The sequence below is a fragment of the Myxococcus xanthus genome, from assembly GCF_013116825.1.
Classification (GTDB): domain Bacteria; phylum Myxococcota; class Myxococcia; order Myxococcales; family Myxococcaceae; genus Myxococcus; species Myxococcus xanthus_B.
This window is the reverse complement of record NZ_JABFNS010000035.1, coordinates 35219-51932: the sequence shown is the minus strand read 5'-3', so window position 1 is coordinate 51932 and position 16714 is coordinate 35219. Positions and strand designations below refer to the sequence as shown.

Below are 16714 nucleotides of genomic sequence, written 5' to 3'. Positions count from 1 at the left end.
ACCGCCCGCCCTCCTCGGCGGCCCCCGCAGAAAGGTACCGTGTGAAGCGACTGCTCCCCGGAGTCCTCCTCGCTTGCTTCCTGGCCCTCCCGGCCACCGCGCTGGCGCAGCGCGGTCAGGGTTGGTCTGTCCTCGCCGGTGAAACGCTGGGAGGTGGCAACACCGCCTTCCACGGCCAGATTGGCTGGCCCGGCATCTCCCTGGGCCTGCTGCACGGTGGCTCGGAGCGCTTCGACATCGGCGGCAAGTTCAGCTTCAACTGGGGCCGCGAGGGCTGGGTCCGCTACACGGACCCGGGCATCAAGCTCCAGGCGTGGATGCGGTTGCAGCTCGTCAAGGAGCGCAACTTCTCGCTGGCGCTCACCTTCCAGCCGGGCCCGTTCTTCTACTTCAACCGACATGACACCGACGTGGGCCTGGCGCTGCCCGTGGGCGTGGTGGTGGGCATCCCCGCCGGCAGCGCCGTCATGGTGAACCTGGGCCTGGACATCCCCTTCCACGTCTACTTCGGCGAGGGAATCGGCCCGGTGTTCCCCGTCCTCGTGGGCGGTGGCCTGGAGTACTTCGTCAACCGCCAGTTGGGCGTCACGTTCAACGTCCGGCTGGGGCCCGCCGTCATCCCGGACATCGACGACACCGAGTTCACACTGGAAGCGCTCTTCGGCGTCGCCTACCGCTTCTAGCTACCAGGACGACGTCTGCTCGGGCAGCTCCACCGTGAAGGTGCTGCCCAGGTTGACGCGGCTGTGCACCGTCACCGCGCCGCCCATGGCTTCCACCAGGGTGCGCGCGACGGTGAGGCCCAGCCCGGCGCCCTTCTCCGGCGCCTTCGTCGTGTAGTAGGGCTCGAAGACGGCCTGCAGCTCGTCCTCGAAGATGCCGATGCCCGTGTCCTTCACGTACAGGCGCGGGCCGAAGTCCCCGAAGATGTCCGGGAGCTCCACGCCCACATGGATGCGACGCGGGCGGTCCGTCACGTCCTCCACCGCGTCCACCGCGTTGGCCAGCAGCTCCACCAGCACCTGCTCCAACTGACGGCGGTTGAAGACGACGGCGATGGCCTCGTCCGGCAGGTGCACCTTCACCTCGACGGTGCCGAGGCGGCCGGCGTCACGCATCCGCTCCACCACCGCGGGGACGAGGTCGCGCAGGTCGAAGCGCTGGATGTCCTTCGGATTGGTGGTGCCCAGCGACAGCAGGTGCTGGCCGTGCAGGCGCATCTGTTCGCCGGCCACACCCAGCTTCTTGAGCTCGTCAGCGTCCGGCGGCAGGCCCTGCAGCGCGCGCGCGCGAACGTGCTCCAGCGCCCGCTGGAGACCTTCGCCCACGCGGCCCAGGTTCTGCGCCACGTCCGCGGCCAGCGTGCCCACGCGGGCCAGCCGCTCCATCTCCACCCAGCGGACGCGCGGGTCCTGCAGCGCTTCGGCGCGCTGGCCACCGCGCTCGCGGTGCGCCTTGAGCTCCAGCAGCGTGTGGATGCGGACCTTCAGCTCCAGCGGGTCCAGGGGCTCGGTGATGAGCAGGTCATCCACGCCCGCCTCGAGCACCTCGCGCCGCGTCTCCCGGTCCGCGCTGGGCGTCAGCATGAGCACGGGGAGGGCCGGGCTTCCCAGCGCGTCCTGAAGGCGCCGGTACGTCGCGAGGCCGTCCGTGCCAGGGCGCTCCACGTCGAGCAGCACCAGGTCCGCGGACTGGTGGGCCGCCGCGGCCGCCGCAGCCGCCAGCCCGCTCGCGGTCAGCACGTCATAACCCGCCGGCGCGAGGATGGAGCACAGCCGCTCCATGCCGCCCGACTCCACGTCCACGGCCAGAACCCGGGGCCGATACGTCGCGGTCTCCGTCGTCTCCAGCATCACGCCACCCCTACATGGTGACCAGGTGAGCCTTCACCCGGGTGTTCCAGGCCGTCCTACGGACCCCTCTCGCCCTGGATGGAGCTGCCCCCCGGGCGCCTGCGTCCAGTCCGGTACGTGATCCGATACCGCGCTGTGTCTATGCGAGGCTCATGCCGCGCTTCGTCCTGGCGCGTCGGAGCCACCCCTTGCACCACCAACGGTGGAAGCCCTGTAACGTCAGGGGGTTGAATCGTTGCTGCACTGGAGAAAGTTGGCTCAACTGGAATCCGGCCAACGAAAGACGAGGTCGCTCCTGACCCGAAATCGATTTTCACCCGGGTGCTGAATGACACCATTCGCGCGCGAAGTGTCAGCGCGACTCTTGTTCGTAGGGCGTTCCGAGCGCGGCGGGGGCGCTGCTGCGTTGGCCCTGGAGGGTCAGCACCACCAAGGTGAGCAGATAGGGGAGGGCCAGGAGGACGCCCTGGGGGATCAGCTCGACCAGTCCGGGGGCGCTCGACACCAGGCCGATGCGCAGCGCGTTGCCGAAGGCGAAGAACGCGGCGGCGAGGAAGGCGCCCACGGGCGTCCACCGGCCGAACACCATGGCGGCCAGGGCCATGAAGCCCAGGCCCGCGGGGGTGTGCTGCTCGAAGCGGTCCAGCACGGCGGTGGACAGCACCGCGCCGCCCAGGCCCGCCAGCAGCCCGCTGCCCAGCACCGCGCCCCAGCGCAGCCCCGGTACCGACAGGCCCAGCGTCGCCACGGCCTGGGGCTTGTCGCCCACCGCGCGCAGCCGCAGGCCCAGGGGCGTGCGGGTCAGCAGGCCCTGGAAGGCGAAGGGCAGCAGCAGCGCCAGGTACGTGGGCGCCGAGTGCCCGGACAGCGCGCCCAGCACCGGCACGGAGCCGAGCCCGGGGATGTGCCAGCGGGTGAGCTGCTGGATGGGCGGCGTGCCGTTGGGGCCGTAGAGCGACTCCAGCAGGAAGGTGCCGCCGGCCAGGGCCACCAGGTTGAGGGCGATGCCGGACACCACCTGGTCCGAGCGCCAGCGGATGCTCAGGAAGCCATGCACGCCGGCCAGGGCCGCGCCCGCGAGCATGCCCATGACGACGGCCAGGGGCGTGGGCATCGTCAGCGCCGCCACCGCCGCGCAGAAGGCGCCTACGCGCATCATCCCCTCCATGCCCACGGCAATCACGCCCGCGCGCTCGGAGAGCACCGCGCCCAGGGCGGCGAAGATGAGCGCTGGCGCCGCGTCCAAGGTGGAGAACAGCAGCGAGTGGAGGACATCAAGCACGGGGCACCTCCGCCGACGCCGCGGGCGCCACGTTCCGCCGGCGCAGCAGCGCCAGCCACACCATGCGCCCGGCGACGAAGAGCAGCGCGAGGCCCTGGATGAGCTCGGGGAAGCTCTTGTGCACGCCGAGCAACTGCATGCGCGTTCCGCCCGCGCGCAGCACGCCGAAGAAGAGCGCGGACACGGTGGCGCCCAGCGGGTGGTTGTTGCCGATGAGCGCGATGGCGATGCCGTCGAACCCGTAGGGCGCGCCCAGGGTGCCGGGGTAGCGCCCCTCCGTCCCCAGCACCAGCACCGCGCCCGCCAGCCCCGCCATGGCCCCCGCGAGCGCCATGGCCAGGCCCATGCGCCGGGCCACGGGGATGCCCGCGGCGCGCGCGGCCTCGGCGCCCAGGCCCACCGCGCGCGTCTCGAAGCCGGAGCGCGTGCGCGTCAGCCACACCCACACCGCCAGCGCCGCGGCGAGCGCCAGCGGGAAGCCCAGGTTGAGCCGCGAGCCTTCCCCCAGCAGCCGGGGCAGCACCGCGGTGGCCTGGATTTCGGCGGTGCCGGTGATGGACTGGCCGCCTTCGGCCGCGCCGCGCAGCGGGCCCACCACCAGCCAGTTGTCCACCAGGCTCAGCGCCACCCAGTTGAGCATGATGGTGGAGATGACCTCGTGCACGCCCCGGTAGATGCGCAGCAGCCCGGCGATGCCCGCCCACGCCGCGCCCGCGAGCGCCGCGCCCAGCAGGGCCGCGGGCACGTGCAGCACGCCGGGCAGTGACACCTGGGCGCCCATCACCGCGGCGGCCAGCGCGCCCAGCAGCATCTGCCCCTGCGCGCCGATGTTGAACAGGCCCACCTTGAACGCCACCGCCACGGACAGGCCGGTGAGGGTGAGAATCGCGGCCTTCATCGCGGACTCGCCCAGCGGGCGGGTGATGACGGTGGCCGCGGCGCCGTCCAGGTACGCGGGCCAGTTGCCGATGCCACCCCACAGCATCTGCAGATAGGCGTCCGTCGCGGTGCCCGGCTCCAGGGTGAGCGCGATGAGCGCCCAGCACACGCCCAGCGCCAGCAGCACGGAGAGCACCGACGGCAGCATCTGTCTCACGCGCTCAGGCATGGCCCGGCTCCGTGGTCCCCAGCATGCGCCGCCCCAGCTCGCGTTCATCGAACTCGTGACGGAGGAAGTGGCCCGTCACGCGGCCTTCGAAGAAGACATAGACGCGGTCCGACAGGGCCAGCACCTCTTCTAAATCGAGTGACACCAGCAGCACGCCCGTGCCCTGGTCGCGCGCCTCGCGCAGCTTCGCGTGGACCTGCGCCACCGCGCCCACGTCCAGCCCGCGCGTGGGCTGCACCACCACCAGCAGCCGGGGCCGCGCATCCAGCTCGCGCGCGACCACCACCTTCTGCTGATTGCCCCCGGACAGGGCCCGCAGGGCGACTTCCGGGTCGGGAGGCCGCACGTCGTAGGCCACGGTCAGCTCGCGCGTGCGCTCGCGGCGGCCCTTGAAATCAATCCACGGGCCCTTCGCGAAGGGCGGCCGCGTGTGCCGGCCCAGGGCCACGTTCTCCTCCACGCTGAGCGCCTTCACCACCGCGCGGTGGAGCCGGTCCTCGGGGATGTGCCCCACGCCGCGCGTCCGCGCCTGGGCTGGCGTGAGGCCACTCAAGGGGCCTCCCAGGAGCGCGCCGCTCCCTGACGTCAGCGGGCGCAGGCCGGTGAGGACCTCCGCCAGCTCGCGCTGTCCGTTGCCGTCCACGCCCGCGATGCCGACGATTTCACCCGCGCGCACCTCCAGGTCCACGCCGCGCAGGGCAGGGCGCCCGTTGTCGCCGGTGGCCTGGAGCCCTCGTACGTTCAGCAGCGACTCGCCCGGGGCCTGGGACACGGCCGGGGGGGACGTGGTGGCCGGAGCGCGCTGGCCTTCACCCACCATGAGCGCGGCGAGCTGTTCGGCCGTGGTATCGGCGGCGCGGACCTCCGCCACGCAGCGGCCCCGGCGCATGACGGCGATGCGGTCCGCCACGCCGAGCACCTCCTTCAGCTTGTGGCTGATGAGCACCACGGTGTGGCCCTGCGCGACCAGTCCGCGCATGACCCGGGCCAGCTCGTCGGATTCCTGCGGCGTGAGGACGGCGGTGGGCTCGTCCAGGATGAGCACCTGGGCGCCGCGGTGCAGCGCCTTGACGATCTCCACCTTCTGCTGCGAGCCCACGCTGAGCGTGTCCACCCGCGCCCGGGGCTCCAACTGGAAGCCAAAGCGGGCGCAGGTGGCGGACACCTCCTGCACCGCGCGCTCCAGGTCCAGCAGTCCATTGCGGGTGGGCTCGCGGCCCAGCACCACGTTCTCCGCCACCGACAGCGTGGGCACGAGCATGAAGTGCTGGTGCACCATGCCGATGCCTCGCGCAATCGCGTCCCGGGGGCTCTTGAAGCGCACGGGCTGGCCGTCCAGCGACAGCACGCCCGAGTCCGGCTGGTAGAGCCCGTAGAGGACGTTCATCAGGCTGGACTTGCCCGCGCCATTCTCACCCACCACGGCGAGCAGCTCGCCACGGCGCACGTCCAGCGACGCGTCCGCCAGCGAGACGCACGTGCCGAAGGCCTTGTGGATGTTCTGGAGGGAAATCAGGGGGCGGCAGCCTGGAAGGTGGCGAGGTCCGCCGGGACGGCAGGGACCTGGATCGTCCCGGAGATGATGCGCTGACGCAGGGCCTCCACCTTCTGGAGCGCCTCCGCCTTGCCGGGGAAGTCCACCCGCACCTCCGCCATGCCCACGCCGTTCTCCTTGAGGCCGAGCACCTGCTCACCCGCGGAGAACGTGCCGTCCACCAGGTCCTTCGCCGCCTGATACACGGCCAGGTCGGAGTACTTCATCATCGACGTGAGGATGGCGTCCGGCGCCACGTGCGACTGGTCGGAGTCCACGCCAATGGCGTACACGCTCTTGCCCGCGGCGCGCGCTTCCTTCACCGCCTGGATGACGCCGATGCCGTCCGCGCCCGCGGCGTGGAAGAGGACGTCCGCGCCCTTGGCGATGAGGTCCTGCGCCACCTGCTTGCCAGCGGCCATGTTGTTGAAGCTGCCCGTGTAGACGGACATGAGCGCCTGGGACGCCTGGGCGTTGGTCGTCTTCACGCCCGCGCGGTAGCCCACCTCGAAGCGCTGGATGAGGGGGACCTCGATGCCGCCCACGAAGCCCACCTTGTTCGTCTTGGTCACCAGCCCGGCCAGCGCGCCCACGAGGAAGCTGCCCTCCTGCTCCTTGAAGAGGACGGTGCGCACGTTGGGCAGCTTCATGGCCTTGCCCTGCGCGTCCAGCACCTGGCTGTCGATGAGCAGGAACTGGGCCTTTGGGTTTTCCTGGGCGGAGGTCCGCACCGCGTTGGCCAGCATGTAGCCATTGCCCACGGTGAGCCGGGCGCCCTGGTCCACCAGGAGCTGGAGATTGGGGACGTAGTCCTCCTGGGCCTTGCTCTGCAGGACGATGGGCTGGATGGCCAGCGCCTTGAGGCTGGCGGCGTCCGAGCTCAGGTGGGGCGGCAGGGACTGGCGGACCTCATCGGGGGTGGCGTCCACATACTTGCCGCCCTCGTAGCGCTTGCCCGCGGCCCACAGTTCCAGGCCACGGAGCGCCGCGTCATTGAAGGAGTGGTCTCCGCGCCCGCCCACGTCGATGACGAGCCCCACGGGGAGGGCCTTCTTTTCCGTCTTCCCGGCGGCGGGGGGCTGGGCGCCGGAGGGGGGCGCTTCTTCCTTCTGCTTGGAACACGCGCACAGGAGGGCGGTGAGGGCAAGGACGTGGAGGCGGAGCATCATGAGCCGCCTATCTACCAGATGCCCGCCCTTTCCCGGAGTGCATGAAGGGGGGGTTCCTGCTATGGGCTCGCCTCGTGCAACCCTACGAACTCATCAAGGCCAAGCGGGATGGCGGCCGGCTGGAACCGGCGGACATCCGTGCGTTCATCGAGGCGTATACGGCGGGGACGGTGGCGGACTACCAGATGGCGGCCATGTGCATGGCCATCTTCTTCCGGGGCATGGACTCCCGGGAGCTGGGCGCCTGGGCCCGCGCCATGCTGGAGTCCGGTGAGGTCCTGGACCTGTCCGACACGCCGGGTGTGAAGGTGGACAAGCATTCGACGGGCGGGGTGGGCGACAAGGTCTCCCTCAGCCTGGCGCCGCTGGCCGCCGCGTGCGGCGTTCCGGTGCCCATGATTTCGGGCCGGGGCCTGGGGCACACGGGGGGAACGCTGGACAAGCTGGAGTCCATCCCCGGCTTCAACGTCAACCTGCCGACGTCGGAGTACCGGAGGCTGGTGCGCGAGGTGAACTGCTGCCTGATTGGCCAGACGGCGCAGGTGGCCCCGGCGGACAAGAAGCTCTATGCCCTGCGGGACGTGACGGCGACGGTGGACTGCATCCCGCTGATCGCGTCCTCCATCATGAGCAAGAAGCTGGCGGAGGGCATCGACGCGCTGGTGCTGGACGTGAAGGTGGGCAGTGGCGCCTTCATGAAGCGCGACGAGGACGCGCGCACGCTGGCGAAGACGATGATTGGCCTGGGCGCGGAGATGGGGAAGAAGGTCGTGGCCCTGCTCACCGACATGGACCAGCCGCTGGGCCGCAAGGTGGGCAACGCGCTGGAGGTCATCGAGGCGGTGGACATGCTCCGCGGCAACGCGCCGGAGGACTACACCGAGGTGACGTATGCCCTCACGGCGGAGATGCTGGTGCTGGGCAAGAAGGCCGCCACGGTGGAGGAGGCGCGCGAGAAGCTGCGCAAGGTGGTGGAGGACGGCAGCGCGGTGCGCAAGCTGAAGGAGATCGTCCAGGTGCAGGGCGGAGACCCGCGCTCCATCGACGACTACTCCCTGCTTCCCCAGGCGAAGGCCACCGTGGACGTGGTGGCGCCCCGGGATGGCTTCGTCACTGGCATCGACACGGAGGGCGTGGGCATGGCGGCGGTGGCGCTGGGCGCGGGCCGGCAGCGGACGGACAGCAAGATCGACCCGGCCGTGGGCTTCACGCTGCTGAAGAAGTCGGGCGAGTCCGTGAAGCAGGGCGAGCCCATGGTGCGCGTGCACTACAACGACGCGGCCCAGTTGGAGAACGTGAAGGCGCGCCTCTTGGCAGCTTACCGGTTGGGCGACGTGGCCCCCGAGGCCCGGCCGCTCATCCGCGAGCGGGTGGAGTAGGGCGCCGAGCCGTGTGGTGATTTAGGAGCCCCCCGTCGATGCCCTTCCAGGGCTCGGCGTGGGGCTCCTTTCGCGTGGCGCATCAGGGAGTGGCGCCGTTCAGGGTCGCCTCCGCCTCCGTCCTGCGAGCCACGAGCAGCGACTCGATGTCCCTGATGACGCGGATGCACAGCACCGCCGCTGCGATGGAGAGACCCTCCGAGAGAATCCCGGCGAGGAGCGACACGGACAGCGAAGTGGGGCTCGCGGCATCCGCCCTGGCGAAGGTGCTGCCGACGTTGCTGATGATGTTGCTGAGGATCCACGTCGCCCACCAGGCCGTGAGCATGGACTGCCTCTCCGGGGGGCCGCCCAAGCCTTGCCAGAGGTCTCGCACCACCTCGAGCGGCTTGAAGAGGTTGGCGAACGGAATGAACCAGCAGAACGTGGCCCAGCCCGTGGATTCGTTGCTCAACCCCAGGGCATTGGCGGTCTTCACACTCAAGCGCAGCCAGCGCAGGTAGAGGACCACGGTGGCGAGCATCGTCAGCAGGGCGGGGAGCGCGAGCAGCGCGTTCAGTTGGTCGAAGGACTCGGCGTCCTCGATGCTGGGGCTCCCATTGTCGAAGCGCAGGTAGAGCCAGAGGTTGAGGACGGCGACAGGGACGGCGAGGACCGCGCTCGCCGCCAGGGCCACGCTCGCCCACCGCGTCCGGGCCCGGGTGAGGGGCAGTGCCTGGACCTGCCGGGCTGAGCAGGCGGCGCAGACACCCGCTTGGGCTGTTCGGCACTTCGCGCAGATGAAGCGCCCGCACCGCTCACACGTCCCCGTGGACGGTTCGCCAGCATGGTCAGGGCAGACGGGGGCTGTTTCGGGAACGGCGGATTCGGTCAGCATGGTGTTGTCAGGGCAAGCGCGGGCCGCCGCGCACGCATCGCGCGTTGGATGGGATGGGGGGCGGGCGGGGAAGAACTTCGGACGCGCACTCTAGTGGCCTGACGCACCGCCGCACAGAGGCGGTCCGGACCCGCCCTGGCACTGGAGGCATGGCGGCAACTTGTGGCTTCACCCCGCACCGGGAAGGCGCCATCCTTCAGCCCGGAGCCATGCGGGGCAGGGGCCATGAACCAGGGCGCGGCGCTGTACATCCATCCGGGCGTGAAGGTCCGTCCGTGCGAGTGGGGCTACGGCGTCTTCACGGACGCCTTCATCAAGGCGGGCGACCTCATCGAGGAATGCCACTACCTCAAGCTGCCGCGTGTTCTCTCGCAGAACCCCCAGCTCCAGGACTACGTCTTCCTGCTCCAATGGGCCGCGCACGAGGTGCCCCGCGAGGGGGAATGGGTGGCGCTCGTGCTGGGGTATGGGATGATCTACAACCACGCCCGAGAGCCCAACACGTCCTATCACCGCGAGGCGACCCGGGACGTCTTCTGCTACCACGCGCTGCGGGACATCCACCCCGGCGAGCAGCTCTGCATCAGCTATGGCGAGGACTGGTGGGCGTCCCGGGATCAGGGCGTTCCAGCCTGAGCGCCACCCCCAGGTCTCACGGGGCCAGCACCGGGCGGGGGCGCCGGCAATCCGCCAGGTGGCCCCGCCTGGAACGGTGGGGGCCCCAATTTTTCCCAGCCTCGCGGGCCGGTGTTCCCCCGTATGATGGCCGGGTGACGGGGCGTCGTGACAAGGCGGGGCGGGTTGGCGGAGGGGGGAACGTCGCCTCGGACGAGACGGCGGCACGCGTCTACGGTATGGGCTCGCGGGCCAGGACCCACGTGGGTTTCCAATGACTGGCGGTGGCGCGAGCATGAGCGGCAGGGAGGTAACGGCGATGGCCGAGAGGAACGACTCGATGAGCGACAAGGCCGAGGACCGACGGGATTCGCCCCGGGTCCCCATGCGCCTGAAGGTGCGCCGGGAAGGCAGCTCGGGGGACTTCGAGCAGCATGAGGGAGACCTGTCCCTGGGCGGCTGCGCCTGGCAGGGCTCCGGTTGGGAGCAGGGGACGCGCGTGGAAGTGCGCTTCCGGCTGCCCATCCTTCCCGATGAGGTGGAAGCGAAGGGCGAGGTGCTCCAGGCCGCGCCGGGCGCCAACGGCCCGGCGGCGAGGGTCCGCTTCGTGGACCTGCCGGTGGAGTCCGAGCTGGCCATCGCGCGCCACCTGGATGATGTGCAGAGCGGCACGGCCCGCTCGTAACGGACCTCAATCCAGCTTCGTGTAGGAGGGCGTCATGGCGGACGAGATTCCCTGGGAGCGCCTGTTCGAGGAAGCCGCGCGCGTGCGAGCGCGCGCCCACGTGCCCTATTCGCGGTTCCCCGTAGGGGCCGCCGTCCTCTTCGCGGACGGCGCCGTGGTGGCCGGTTGCAACGTGGAGAACGCCACCTACGGGCTCACCGTCTGCGCGGAGCGCAATGCCTTCGCGGCGGCCGTGGCCCAGGGGCACACCCAGCCGGTGGCCGTGGCCATCGTCGTGGACACCCCAGAGCCCTGTCCTCCGTGTGGCATGTGCCGCCAGGTCATGGCCGAGTTTGGCGGGCAGGAGCTGCCCGTGCGCAGCCGGACGCCCAAGGGCGGCGAGGCGCGCTACACCCTGGGAGGCCTGCTGCCGCATGCCTTCACCAAAGACTTCTTCTAGCGAGAGAGCCTGAGCACGCCGTGGATTTGCTCCTGACTGGTGGCACGGTTGTAACGATGAACCGCGAGCGCGAGGTGCTCGTGGATGCGGACGTCCTCGTACAGGATGGCCGCATCGCCAAGGTGGGCCGGGGCCTCAAGCCTCGCGGCACCCGGCGGGTGGTGGACGTGACGGGAAAGGTGGTGCTGCCGGGCCTCATCCACGGCCACCTCCACGCGTGTCAGACGCTCTTCCGTGGCCGCGCGGACGGGCTGGAGTTGCTGGACTGGCTTCGCGAGCGCATCTGGCCCTTCGAGGCCTCGCACGACGCCGCGTCCATGCGGGCCTCGGCGGACCTGACCTTCGCGGAGCTCATCCGCTCGGGTGCCACGGCGGCGCTCGATATGGGCAGCGTGTACCACTACGACGCCGTCTTCGAGTCGGCGCGGGACTCCGGCTTCCGGCTGGTGGGCGGCAAGGCGATGATGGACGCGGGCGCGGGTGTCCCCGCGGGCCTGCGTGAGAGCACCGAGGAGTCGTTGCGGGAGAGCCTGGCGTTGAAGGAGCGCTGGCACGGCACGCACGGCGGCCGGCTGCGCTACGCCTTCGCCCCGCGCTTCGTGCTGTCCTGCACCCCGGAGCTGCTGCGCGAGGTGGCGCGGCTGGCCAAGGAGCACGGGCTGCGCATCCACACCCACGCCAGTGAGAACGCGAAGGAGACGGACGCGGTCCGCCAGTACACCGGCGGCGAGGACAACGTGGCCTTCTTCCACACGGTGGGGATGTCCGGCCCGCACGTGACGATGGCCCACTGCGTGTGGCTGTCCCAGGAGGAGCAGGACATCCTGCGCGACACCCGCACGGTGGTGTGCCACTGCCCCGGCTCCAACCTCAAGCTGGCGTCGGGCATCGCGAAGGTGCCGGAGCTGCTGGAGGCCGGCGTGGCGGTGGCGCTGGGCGCGGACGGCGCGCCCTGCAACAACACGCTCGACATCTTCTACGAGATGAAGCTCGCCGCGGTGATGCACAACCCGCGCGTGGGCCCGTGCGCGATGACGCCCATGCGCGTGCTGGAGATGGCCACGCTGCACGGCGCCCGGGCGCTGGGCCTGGAGGACGAGGTGGGTTCGCTGGAGCCCGGCAAGCGCGCCGACATCACCGTGGTGGACGTCAGCGGACTGCACGCGGGCCCCACGCCCGAGGACGTGCTGGTGCCGCTGGTGCACTCCGCGCGGGGCAGCGACGTGGCGCACGTCTTCATCGACGGCCAGCCGGTGCTGCGCGATGGGGTGCTCACCACGTTGGACGCGCCCTCCGTCCTGGCGAACGCGAACGCGCAGGTGGCGCGCATCCTCAAGCGCCGCCAGAAGAAGGCGCGCAGCGGCTGAGGCTCAGGCCGGCAGACGCAGCACGAAGGACGTGGACCAGCCGGGCGCGTCCTCCACCGCCAACCGCCCGCCGTGGGCCTCCGCGGCGAGCCGGCAGAAGTAGAGCCCCAGGCCGTAGCCACGGCGGCTGTCCCGCTCCGCGTCGGCCTGCTCGTACTTGTCGAAGATGCGCCCGCGCGCCTCTTCGGAGATGGGCGGGCCGTCGTTGCGCACCGCGAGCCAGCGGCCGTTCACATCCGCGCCGGCTTCCAGGCGCACCCTCCCGCCTGACGGGGCGTAGCGCAGGGCATTGGTGGTGAGGTTCTCCAGGACGCGGACCAACAGGTCGGCGTCGCCCTCCAGCTCCAGTTGGACGGGGACCTCCGCGTCCAGGGTGAGCTTGCGCGCGCGGGCCACGCTCTCCAGCGAGCGGCGCACGTCTTCCACGATGCGCGTGGCGGGGAAGGTGGTCCGCTGCGGCTCCAGCCGGCCTTCCTCCAGGCGGGGCACGTCCAGGAGGTCGGAAATCATCCGGTCGAGCCGCGCGGTGACGGCCAGTCCCGTACGGACGGACTCGCCGAGGATGCCCTGCGGGGGCACCTCCTGCTCCATCCACGACAAGGACAGCGTCAGCGCCGACAGGGGCGAGCGCAGGTCGTGGACCAGGAACTCGGTCAGCTGTTCCTTGTCCCGTTGCAGCCGCTGCAGTTCGGCGTTCTGTGCCTGGGCGTCCGCCAGCATGCGCTCAATCGTGCGGCGCGCCTCCTCCACTTCCTGGAAGCGGCGGGCCTCCAGCGCCCGGTCCACTTCCAGGCGGGAGAGCGTCACCGCCAGGTTGCGCAGCCGCCCGGTGCCGTAGTGGCTCACCACGGCCACCAGCACCAGCGCCACCACGGCGATGGCCACCGCGCCCCAGCCCACGTCCGCCTGCCGCATGAGCGCCGCCTGGGCCACGGCGGACAACAGCGCGGTGCCGTAGACGACGGTGCCTCGCATGCCCAGCCCGCTCAGGGCGACGACGAGCGCGAACAGGCCCAGGCTGAAGCCCGCCACGCCCGCGGGAAAGGGCGAGACGGGCAGGGCCGTGGACTGAAGCCAGTACACGAGCCCCACGTCCACCAGGGACTGCACCGCGCCCAGGCCCCGGGCCACGCGCCGCTGACGGAGCATGAACAGCACGCCGGCGACCGAGGCGTAGAGCCCCAACGCGGGTGGGTACATCCCCCAGTCCGGGCCTCCAGCCAGCCACAGCGTGGTGCTGATGGCCAGGAACAGGGCCGCGCCGACGAGCCGCACCGCCGCGCCCGCGCCGACCACGCTCCTCCGCTGGGCGTCCATGGCCCGGGACATCGTCTCTTCGAGCGGGCCGGGCACGGGATGCGGAGACGTCACGAGACGTGGTTTTTCCCTGCTTCCTTCGCGGCTTGCAAGCCCTGCCTCCTGTCGTGCGGAAGCGGACGGACGGGCGGGCGTAGCGCGGGCGGGCTCCATTTTCCGACGTAGAACCGTCACGTCACGCTTTTGGAAACGCCGCAATCGCCTTAGGTAGAAGCGCGTAAGTACTGAGAAGACATTGGGACTGTGTCTGCTTGCTCGCCCCGGGGATCGTGTAAGGTGGCTGCAAGTAGGTCTGGACGGAGGTAGACCGCCGATATGTGGCAACGATTCAAGAGGGCAATGCGTAGCTTCGCCGGGTTCTTCGTCTCCTCCATCGAGGACCCGGAGTTGATTCTCGAGCAGAACGTCCGTGACCTGAACGACCAGGTCCCGAAGATGAACGAGTCCATCGCCATGGTCCGGGCGAACGTGACGCTGCTGGAGAAGGAGAACGCCAAGTACCAGGACGACGTGCGCTCGCTGACGGCCAAGGTGAAGGCCGCCATCCAGGCGGGCCGTGACGACCTGGCCGCGCAGTACGCCTCCAAGCTCCAGATTGAGAAGGACGCGCTGGCCCGCAACGAGCAGCAGCTGGCCACGGCCCGCCAAGCGTACGAGAAGGCCCTGTCGGTGAAGAAGGCGTTCATGCGCGAGAAGGAGCGCAAGACGCAGGAGGCCATGAACGCCATCCGCGAGGCGCGCCGCGCCAAGTGGCAGGCCAAGGTGGCCGACACGATGGAGTCCTTCACCGTGGCGGGCATCGACTCGACCCACGATGAGATGCTGCGCAAGGTGCAGGAGAAGTCCGCCATCAACGAGGCCCGCATGCAGATGGCCCTCGAGTCGGTGGACCACACCGCGGCATCCATCGAGGAAGAGGCCGAGAAGATCCAGGCCAACGAGCTGGTGAAGCAGTTCAAGATGGAGATGGGGCTCGTCAGCAGCCCGGCGCCGGTGTCCGAGGTGGGCAGTGGTCCGGAGAAGACCATCGGCAAGAAGGTCGGCGTCGAGTAGTCCGTCTTGAATGAGGCTCCACCGCGGTCCAGGTCTCTTCCTCTTCCTGTTCCTCTGTGCGCTCGGCGCGAGCTATGCGCTCGCGTCGCGCATGGGGTATCTGGACCGCTTGCAGGAGCGGTACTTCCCATCCACGCGTGAGGCGGTCCGCCTGTCGCCGGGAGACTTCCCGGCCGGCGTGGCGGCCCCGGTGGCGGACGTGGCCTCCGTTCCCCTGCGGCCGGTGCTCATCGGCTTCAGTCCGCGCGGTGCCTCCGCGGGCCTGCTGGTGGCGACGGGTGGGGCCACCACCCTGGACAACCCGGTGCCTCCGCCCGGCGCGGCCCAGGGGCTGCTGAAGACGGCCTATGCGCTGGACGCGCGGGCGGTGCTCTTCGCCAAGGAAGAGGACCTGCGCCACGCGCTGTCCATCGGCGCGGAGAACGGCGGCGTGGACATGGCCACCCTGTCCGTCGACCGGCTGGCCGCGTGGGCGCCGTTGCTGCGGGACGCCGCGCCTCGCACGTTGCTGCTGGTGGGGCGCAGCCGGGGGCAGGAGGCCCTGGCCGCGGTGGGCGTGCCGGACCTCGCTTCCCTGCGTGGCAGGCGATTGGGCGTGTATCCGTATGGCTCGTCCCACTACTTCGCGCTGTGGCTGCTGTCGCGCGTGGGGCTGCGCATCACGGACGTGCGCTGGGTGGAGCTACCCACCACCTTGGATGCGGGACGGGCGTTGCGCGAGGGCCGGGCGGACGCCGTGGTGGGGTTGTGGGGTGACGTGGAGCTGGCGGCTCGGGACCGGGGAGGCGCGGTGCTGGCGACGACGGCGGATGCGCCGCACCTGGTGGCCACGGTGCTGGTCGCCAGGGGAGACTTCGCCGCTCGCTACCCGGATGCCGTGCGGCGGGTGCTGCGGGGGCTCCTGGACGCGGGGCAGAGCGTATTGAAGGACCCGACGGCTGGGGCCCGGATGCTGGGGGAGGTGGCGCCGTACCTGGGCGACCCCATTGAAGCCATCCGCAGCGCGCCGCCGGCCACGCTGGCGGACAATCGGGCCTTCTTCGGGCTTTCCGGCGAGGCGCCTGTCACCTATGACGAACTCTTCCAGAGCGCCGCGGCGCTCTTCCAGAAGTTGAAGCAAGGGCCTCCGGTGCCTCCCGCGGAGGACACGAAGGATTTGGGGGCCTTGAAGTACGTGTCGGAGGCTCGAGGCCCCTGACGCTGGAGGACGGACGTGGCGAAGTCGCCGAACTACATCAAGGCCGCCTTCATGATGCCCGCCAACCTGGTGGGGCTGGGCACGGCGGCTGCCTCGGCGGCCATGACGGGCGAGCCGCTGCCCTTGCTGGTGGCCCTGGGCCTGGAAGGCCTCTACCTGGGCGTCATGTCGTCCATGAAGCGCTTCCAGCGGGCGGTGCGGGCGAACACGCTCGACGACCCTGAAGCGGCGCGCAAGGCGCTGGACGCGCTCCAGGCGGACCTGGCGCCCTCCCAGCGCGAGCACTACCAGCAGCTCGTCGGGCTGAAGGAGAAGATCCTCGCCAACTACCGGAAGCTGCCGGGCGGCAAGGTGCTGGAGGCGGACAGCGAGCCCCGGTTGGATGCGCTGCTGACGTCCTTCCTGCGGCTCATCTCCACGCTGAACCAGTACCGCACGTACCTGAACAGCTCCGACCGCGAGCACCTGCAGCGCGAGGTGGCGGAGCTGGAGGTGGACGTGGCGGGGGAGACGAACCCGCGGCTGAAGGACGTGAAGCAGAACCGCGTGGACATCCTCCGCAAGCGGCTGGCGCGCTTCGAACAGGCCGGTGAGAGCCGCGAGGTGGTGAGCCACCAGCTGGCGGGCATCGAGGACCTGATGCGGCTGACGCACGAACAATCCGTGGCCATCCGCGACCCGGAGGTCGTCAACCGCCAGCTCACCATGCTGAGCGCGGAGGCGGAGGCCACCGAGGAGTCCGTGCGGCAGATGGAGCAGTTCCTCGAGTTCTCCGAGGAGACGCGGGGCCCGCTGCCCCACGGCAGCCGGGTGCGTTGAAGCTCCACGGCCGGGGGCC

16 protein-coding genes are annotated in these 16714 nt (G+C 70.4%); 9 read left to right on the top strand and 7 right to left on the bottom strand.

The window, feature by feature from the left end; translation table 11 throughout:
- The first annotated feature begins 41 nt into the window (after positions 1–41).
- Positions 42–683 (top strand): hypothetical protein, encoded by a 642-nt coding sequence (locus HNV26_RS12830; RefSeq protein ID WP_225888076.1) that lies wholly within the window; start codon positions 42–44, stop codon positions 681–683.
- Here the strand turns inward: HNV26_RS12830 and HNV26_RS12825 are convergent, their stop codons facing one another.
- The 5 genes from HNV26_RS12825 to HNV26_RS12805 form a co-directional block, all read right to left on the bottom strand.
- Positions 684–1853 (bottom strand): sensor histidine kinase, encoded by a 1170-nt coding sequence (locus tag HNV26_RS12825; protein WP_171442124.1) that lies wholly within the window; start codon positions 1851–1853, stop codon positions 684–686. It lies immediately after the preceding gene.
- A gap of 352 nt (positions 1854–2205) precedes the next feature.
- Positions 2206–3135, bottom strand: a complete 930-nt coding sequence (locus HNV26_RS12820; protein WP_171442123.1) for an ABC transporter permease — start codon at positions 3133–3135, stop codon at positions 2206–2208.
- On the bottom strand, positions 3128–4243 hold the full coding sequence (locus HNV26_RS12815; RefSeq protein ID WP_171442122.1) for an ABC transporter permease: 1116 nt from the start codon (positions 4241–4243) through the stop codon (positions 3128–3130). Before HNV26_RS12815 ends, HNV26_RS12820 begins: the two co-directional genes overlap by 8 nt.
- Entirely contained in the window at positions 4236–5690 is a 1455-nt protein-coding gene (locus HNV26_RS12810) for an ABC transporter ATP-binding protein (protein WP_436410038.1), read from the bottom strand. Before HNV26_RS12810 ends, HNV26_RS12815 begins: the two co-directional genes overlap by 8 nt.
- 65 nt (positions 5691–5755) lie before the next feature.
- Positions 5756–6946 carry a BMP family lipoprotein gene (locus HNV26_RS12805; RefSeq protein WP_171442121.1) on the bottom strand — a complete coding sequence of 397 codons (1191 nt, stop codon included), beginning with the start codon at positions 6944–6946 and terminating at the stop codon, positions 5756–5758.
- Between the two features lie 74 nt (positions 6947–7020).
- Between HNV26_RS12805 and HNV26_RS12800 the strand changes: the two genes are divergently transcribed.
- Positions 7021–8325 (top strand): thymidine phosphorylase, encoded by a 1305-nt coding sequence (locus HNV26_RS12800; protein WP_171442120.1) that lies wholly within the window; start codon positions 7021–7023, stop codon positions 8323–8325.
- 82 nt (positions 8326–8407) lie between these two features.
- Here the strand turns inward: HNV26_RS12800 and HNV26_RS12795 are convergent, their stop codons facing one another.
- Positions 8408–9001: a DUF4328 domain-containing protein gene (locus tag HNV26_RS12795; RefSeq protein WP_366816858.1), complete on the bottom strand. Its 594-nt coding sequence runs from the start codon at positions 8999–9001 to the stop codon at positions 8408–8410.
- Positions 9002–9427: 426 nt separating this feature from the next.
- Between HNV26_RS12795 and HNV26_RS12790 the strand changes: the two genes are divergently transcribed.
- From HNV26_RS12790 to HNV26_RS12775, 4 genes are all read left to right on the top strand, one after another.
- The gene (locus HNV26_RS12790; protein ID WP_171442118.1) at positions 9428–9838 is read left to right on the top strand and encodes an SET domain-containing protein-lysine N-methyltransferase; all 411 of its coding nucleotides are present in this window, start codon (positions 9428–9430) and stop codon (positions 9836–9838) included.
- 298 nt (positions 9839–10136) lie between these two features.
- Positions 10137–10502, top strand: a complete 366-nt coding sequence (locus HNV26_RS12785) for a TIGR02266 family protein (protein WP_228560323.1) — start codon at positions 10137–10139, stop codon at positions 10500–10502.
- Positions 10503–10536: 34 nt separating this feature from the next.
- A complete protein-coding gene (locus HNV26_RS12780; RefSeq protein ID WP_140865829.1) occupies positions 10537–10941 on the top strand; it encodes a cytidine deaminase in 405 nt (134 codons plus the stop codon).
- A gap of 20 nt (positions 10942–10961) precedes the next feature.
- Entirely contained in the window at positions 10962–12308 is a 1347-nt protein-coding gene (locus tag HNV26_RS12775; RefSeq protein WP_141254986.1) for a 5'-deoxyadenosine deaminase, read from the top strand.
- Between the two features lie 3 nt (positions 12309–12311).
- Here HNV26_RS12775 and HNV26_RS12770 read toward each other — a convergent pair whose 3' ends face one another.
- Entirely contained in the window at positions 12312–13679 is a 1368-nt protein-coding gene (locus HNV26_RS12770; RefSeq protein WP_171442117.1) for a sensor histidine kinase, read from the bottom strand.
- 261 nt (positions 13680–13940) lie between these two features.
- On the opposite strand from HNV26_RS12770, the gene HNV26_RS12765 reads away from it, so the two are divergent.
- Genes HNV26_RS12765 through HNV26_RS12755 form a run of 3 tightly spaced genes read left to right on the top strand, consistent with a single transcriptional unit; the run spans position 13941 to position 16695 of the window.
- Positions 13941–14678, top strand: coding sequence for a PspA/IM30 family protein (locus tag HNV26_RS12765; RefSeq protein ID WP_011555655.1), 738 nt, complete (start codon positions 13941–13943; stop codon positions 14676–14678).
- A gap of 10 nt (positions 14679–14688) precedes the next feature.
- Positions 14689–15876: an ABC transporter substrate-binding protein gene (locus HNV26_RS12760; protein WP_171442116.1), complete on the top strand. Its 1188-nt coding sequence runs from the start codon at positions 14689–14691 to the stop codon at positions 15874–15876.
- A gap of 15 nt (positions 15877–15891) precedes the next feature.
- Entirely contained in the window at positions 15892–16695 is an 804-nt protein-coding gene (locus HNV26_RS12755) for a hypothetical protein (RefSeq protein ID WP_171442115.1), read from the top strand.
- Positions 16696–16714: the final 19 nt, after the last annotated feature.

Bases quoted from the DNA above. Each gene is read 5' to 3' on its own strand.
- HNV26_RS12815 (WP_171442122.1), bottom strand. From the start codon at position 4,243: ATGCCTGAGCGCGTGAGACAGATGCTGCCGTCGGTGCTCTCCGTGCTG.
- HNV26_RS12780 (WP_140865829.1), top strand. From the start codon at position 10,537: ATGGCGGACGAGATTCCCTGGGAGCGCCTGTTCGAGGAAGCCGCGCGC.
- HNV26_RS12765 (WP_011555655.1), top strand. From the start codon at position 13,941: ATGTGGCAACGATTCAAGAGGGCAATGCGTAGCTTCGCCGGGTTCTTC.
- HNV26_RS12805 (WP_171442121.1), bottom strand. From the start codon at position 6,946: ATGATGCTCCGCCTCCACGTCCTTGCCCTCACCGCCCTCCTGTGCGCG.
- HNV26_RS12785 (WP_228560323.1), top strand. From the start codon at position 10,137: ATGGCCGAGAGGAACGACTCGATGAGCGACAAGGCCGAGGACCGACGG.
- HNV26_RS12790 (WP_171442118.1), top strand. From the start codon at position 9,428: ATGAACCAGGGCGCGGCGCTGTACATCCATCCGGGCGTGAAGGTCCGT.
- HNV26_RS12825 (WP_171442124.1), bottom strand. From the start codon at position 1,853: ATGCTGGAGACGACGGAGACCGCGACGTATCGGCCCCGGGTTCTGGCC.
- HNV26_RS12760 (WP_171442116.1), top strand. From the start codon at position 14,689: ATGAGGCTCCACCGCGGTCCAGGTCTCTTCCTCTTCCTGTTCCTCTGT.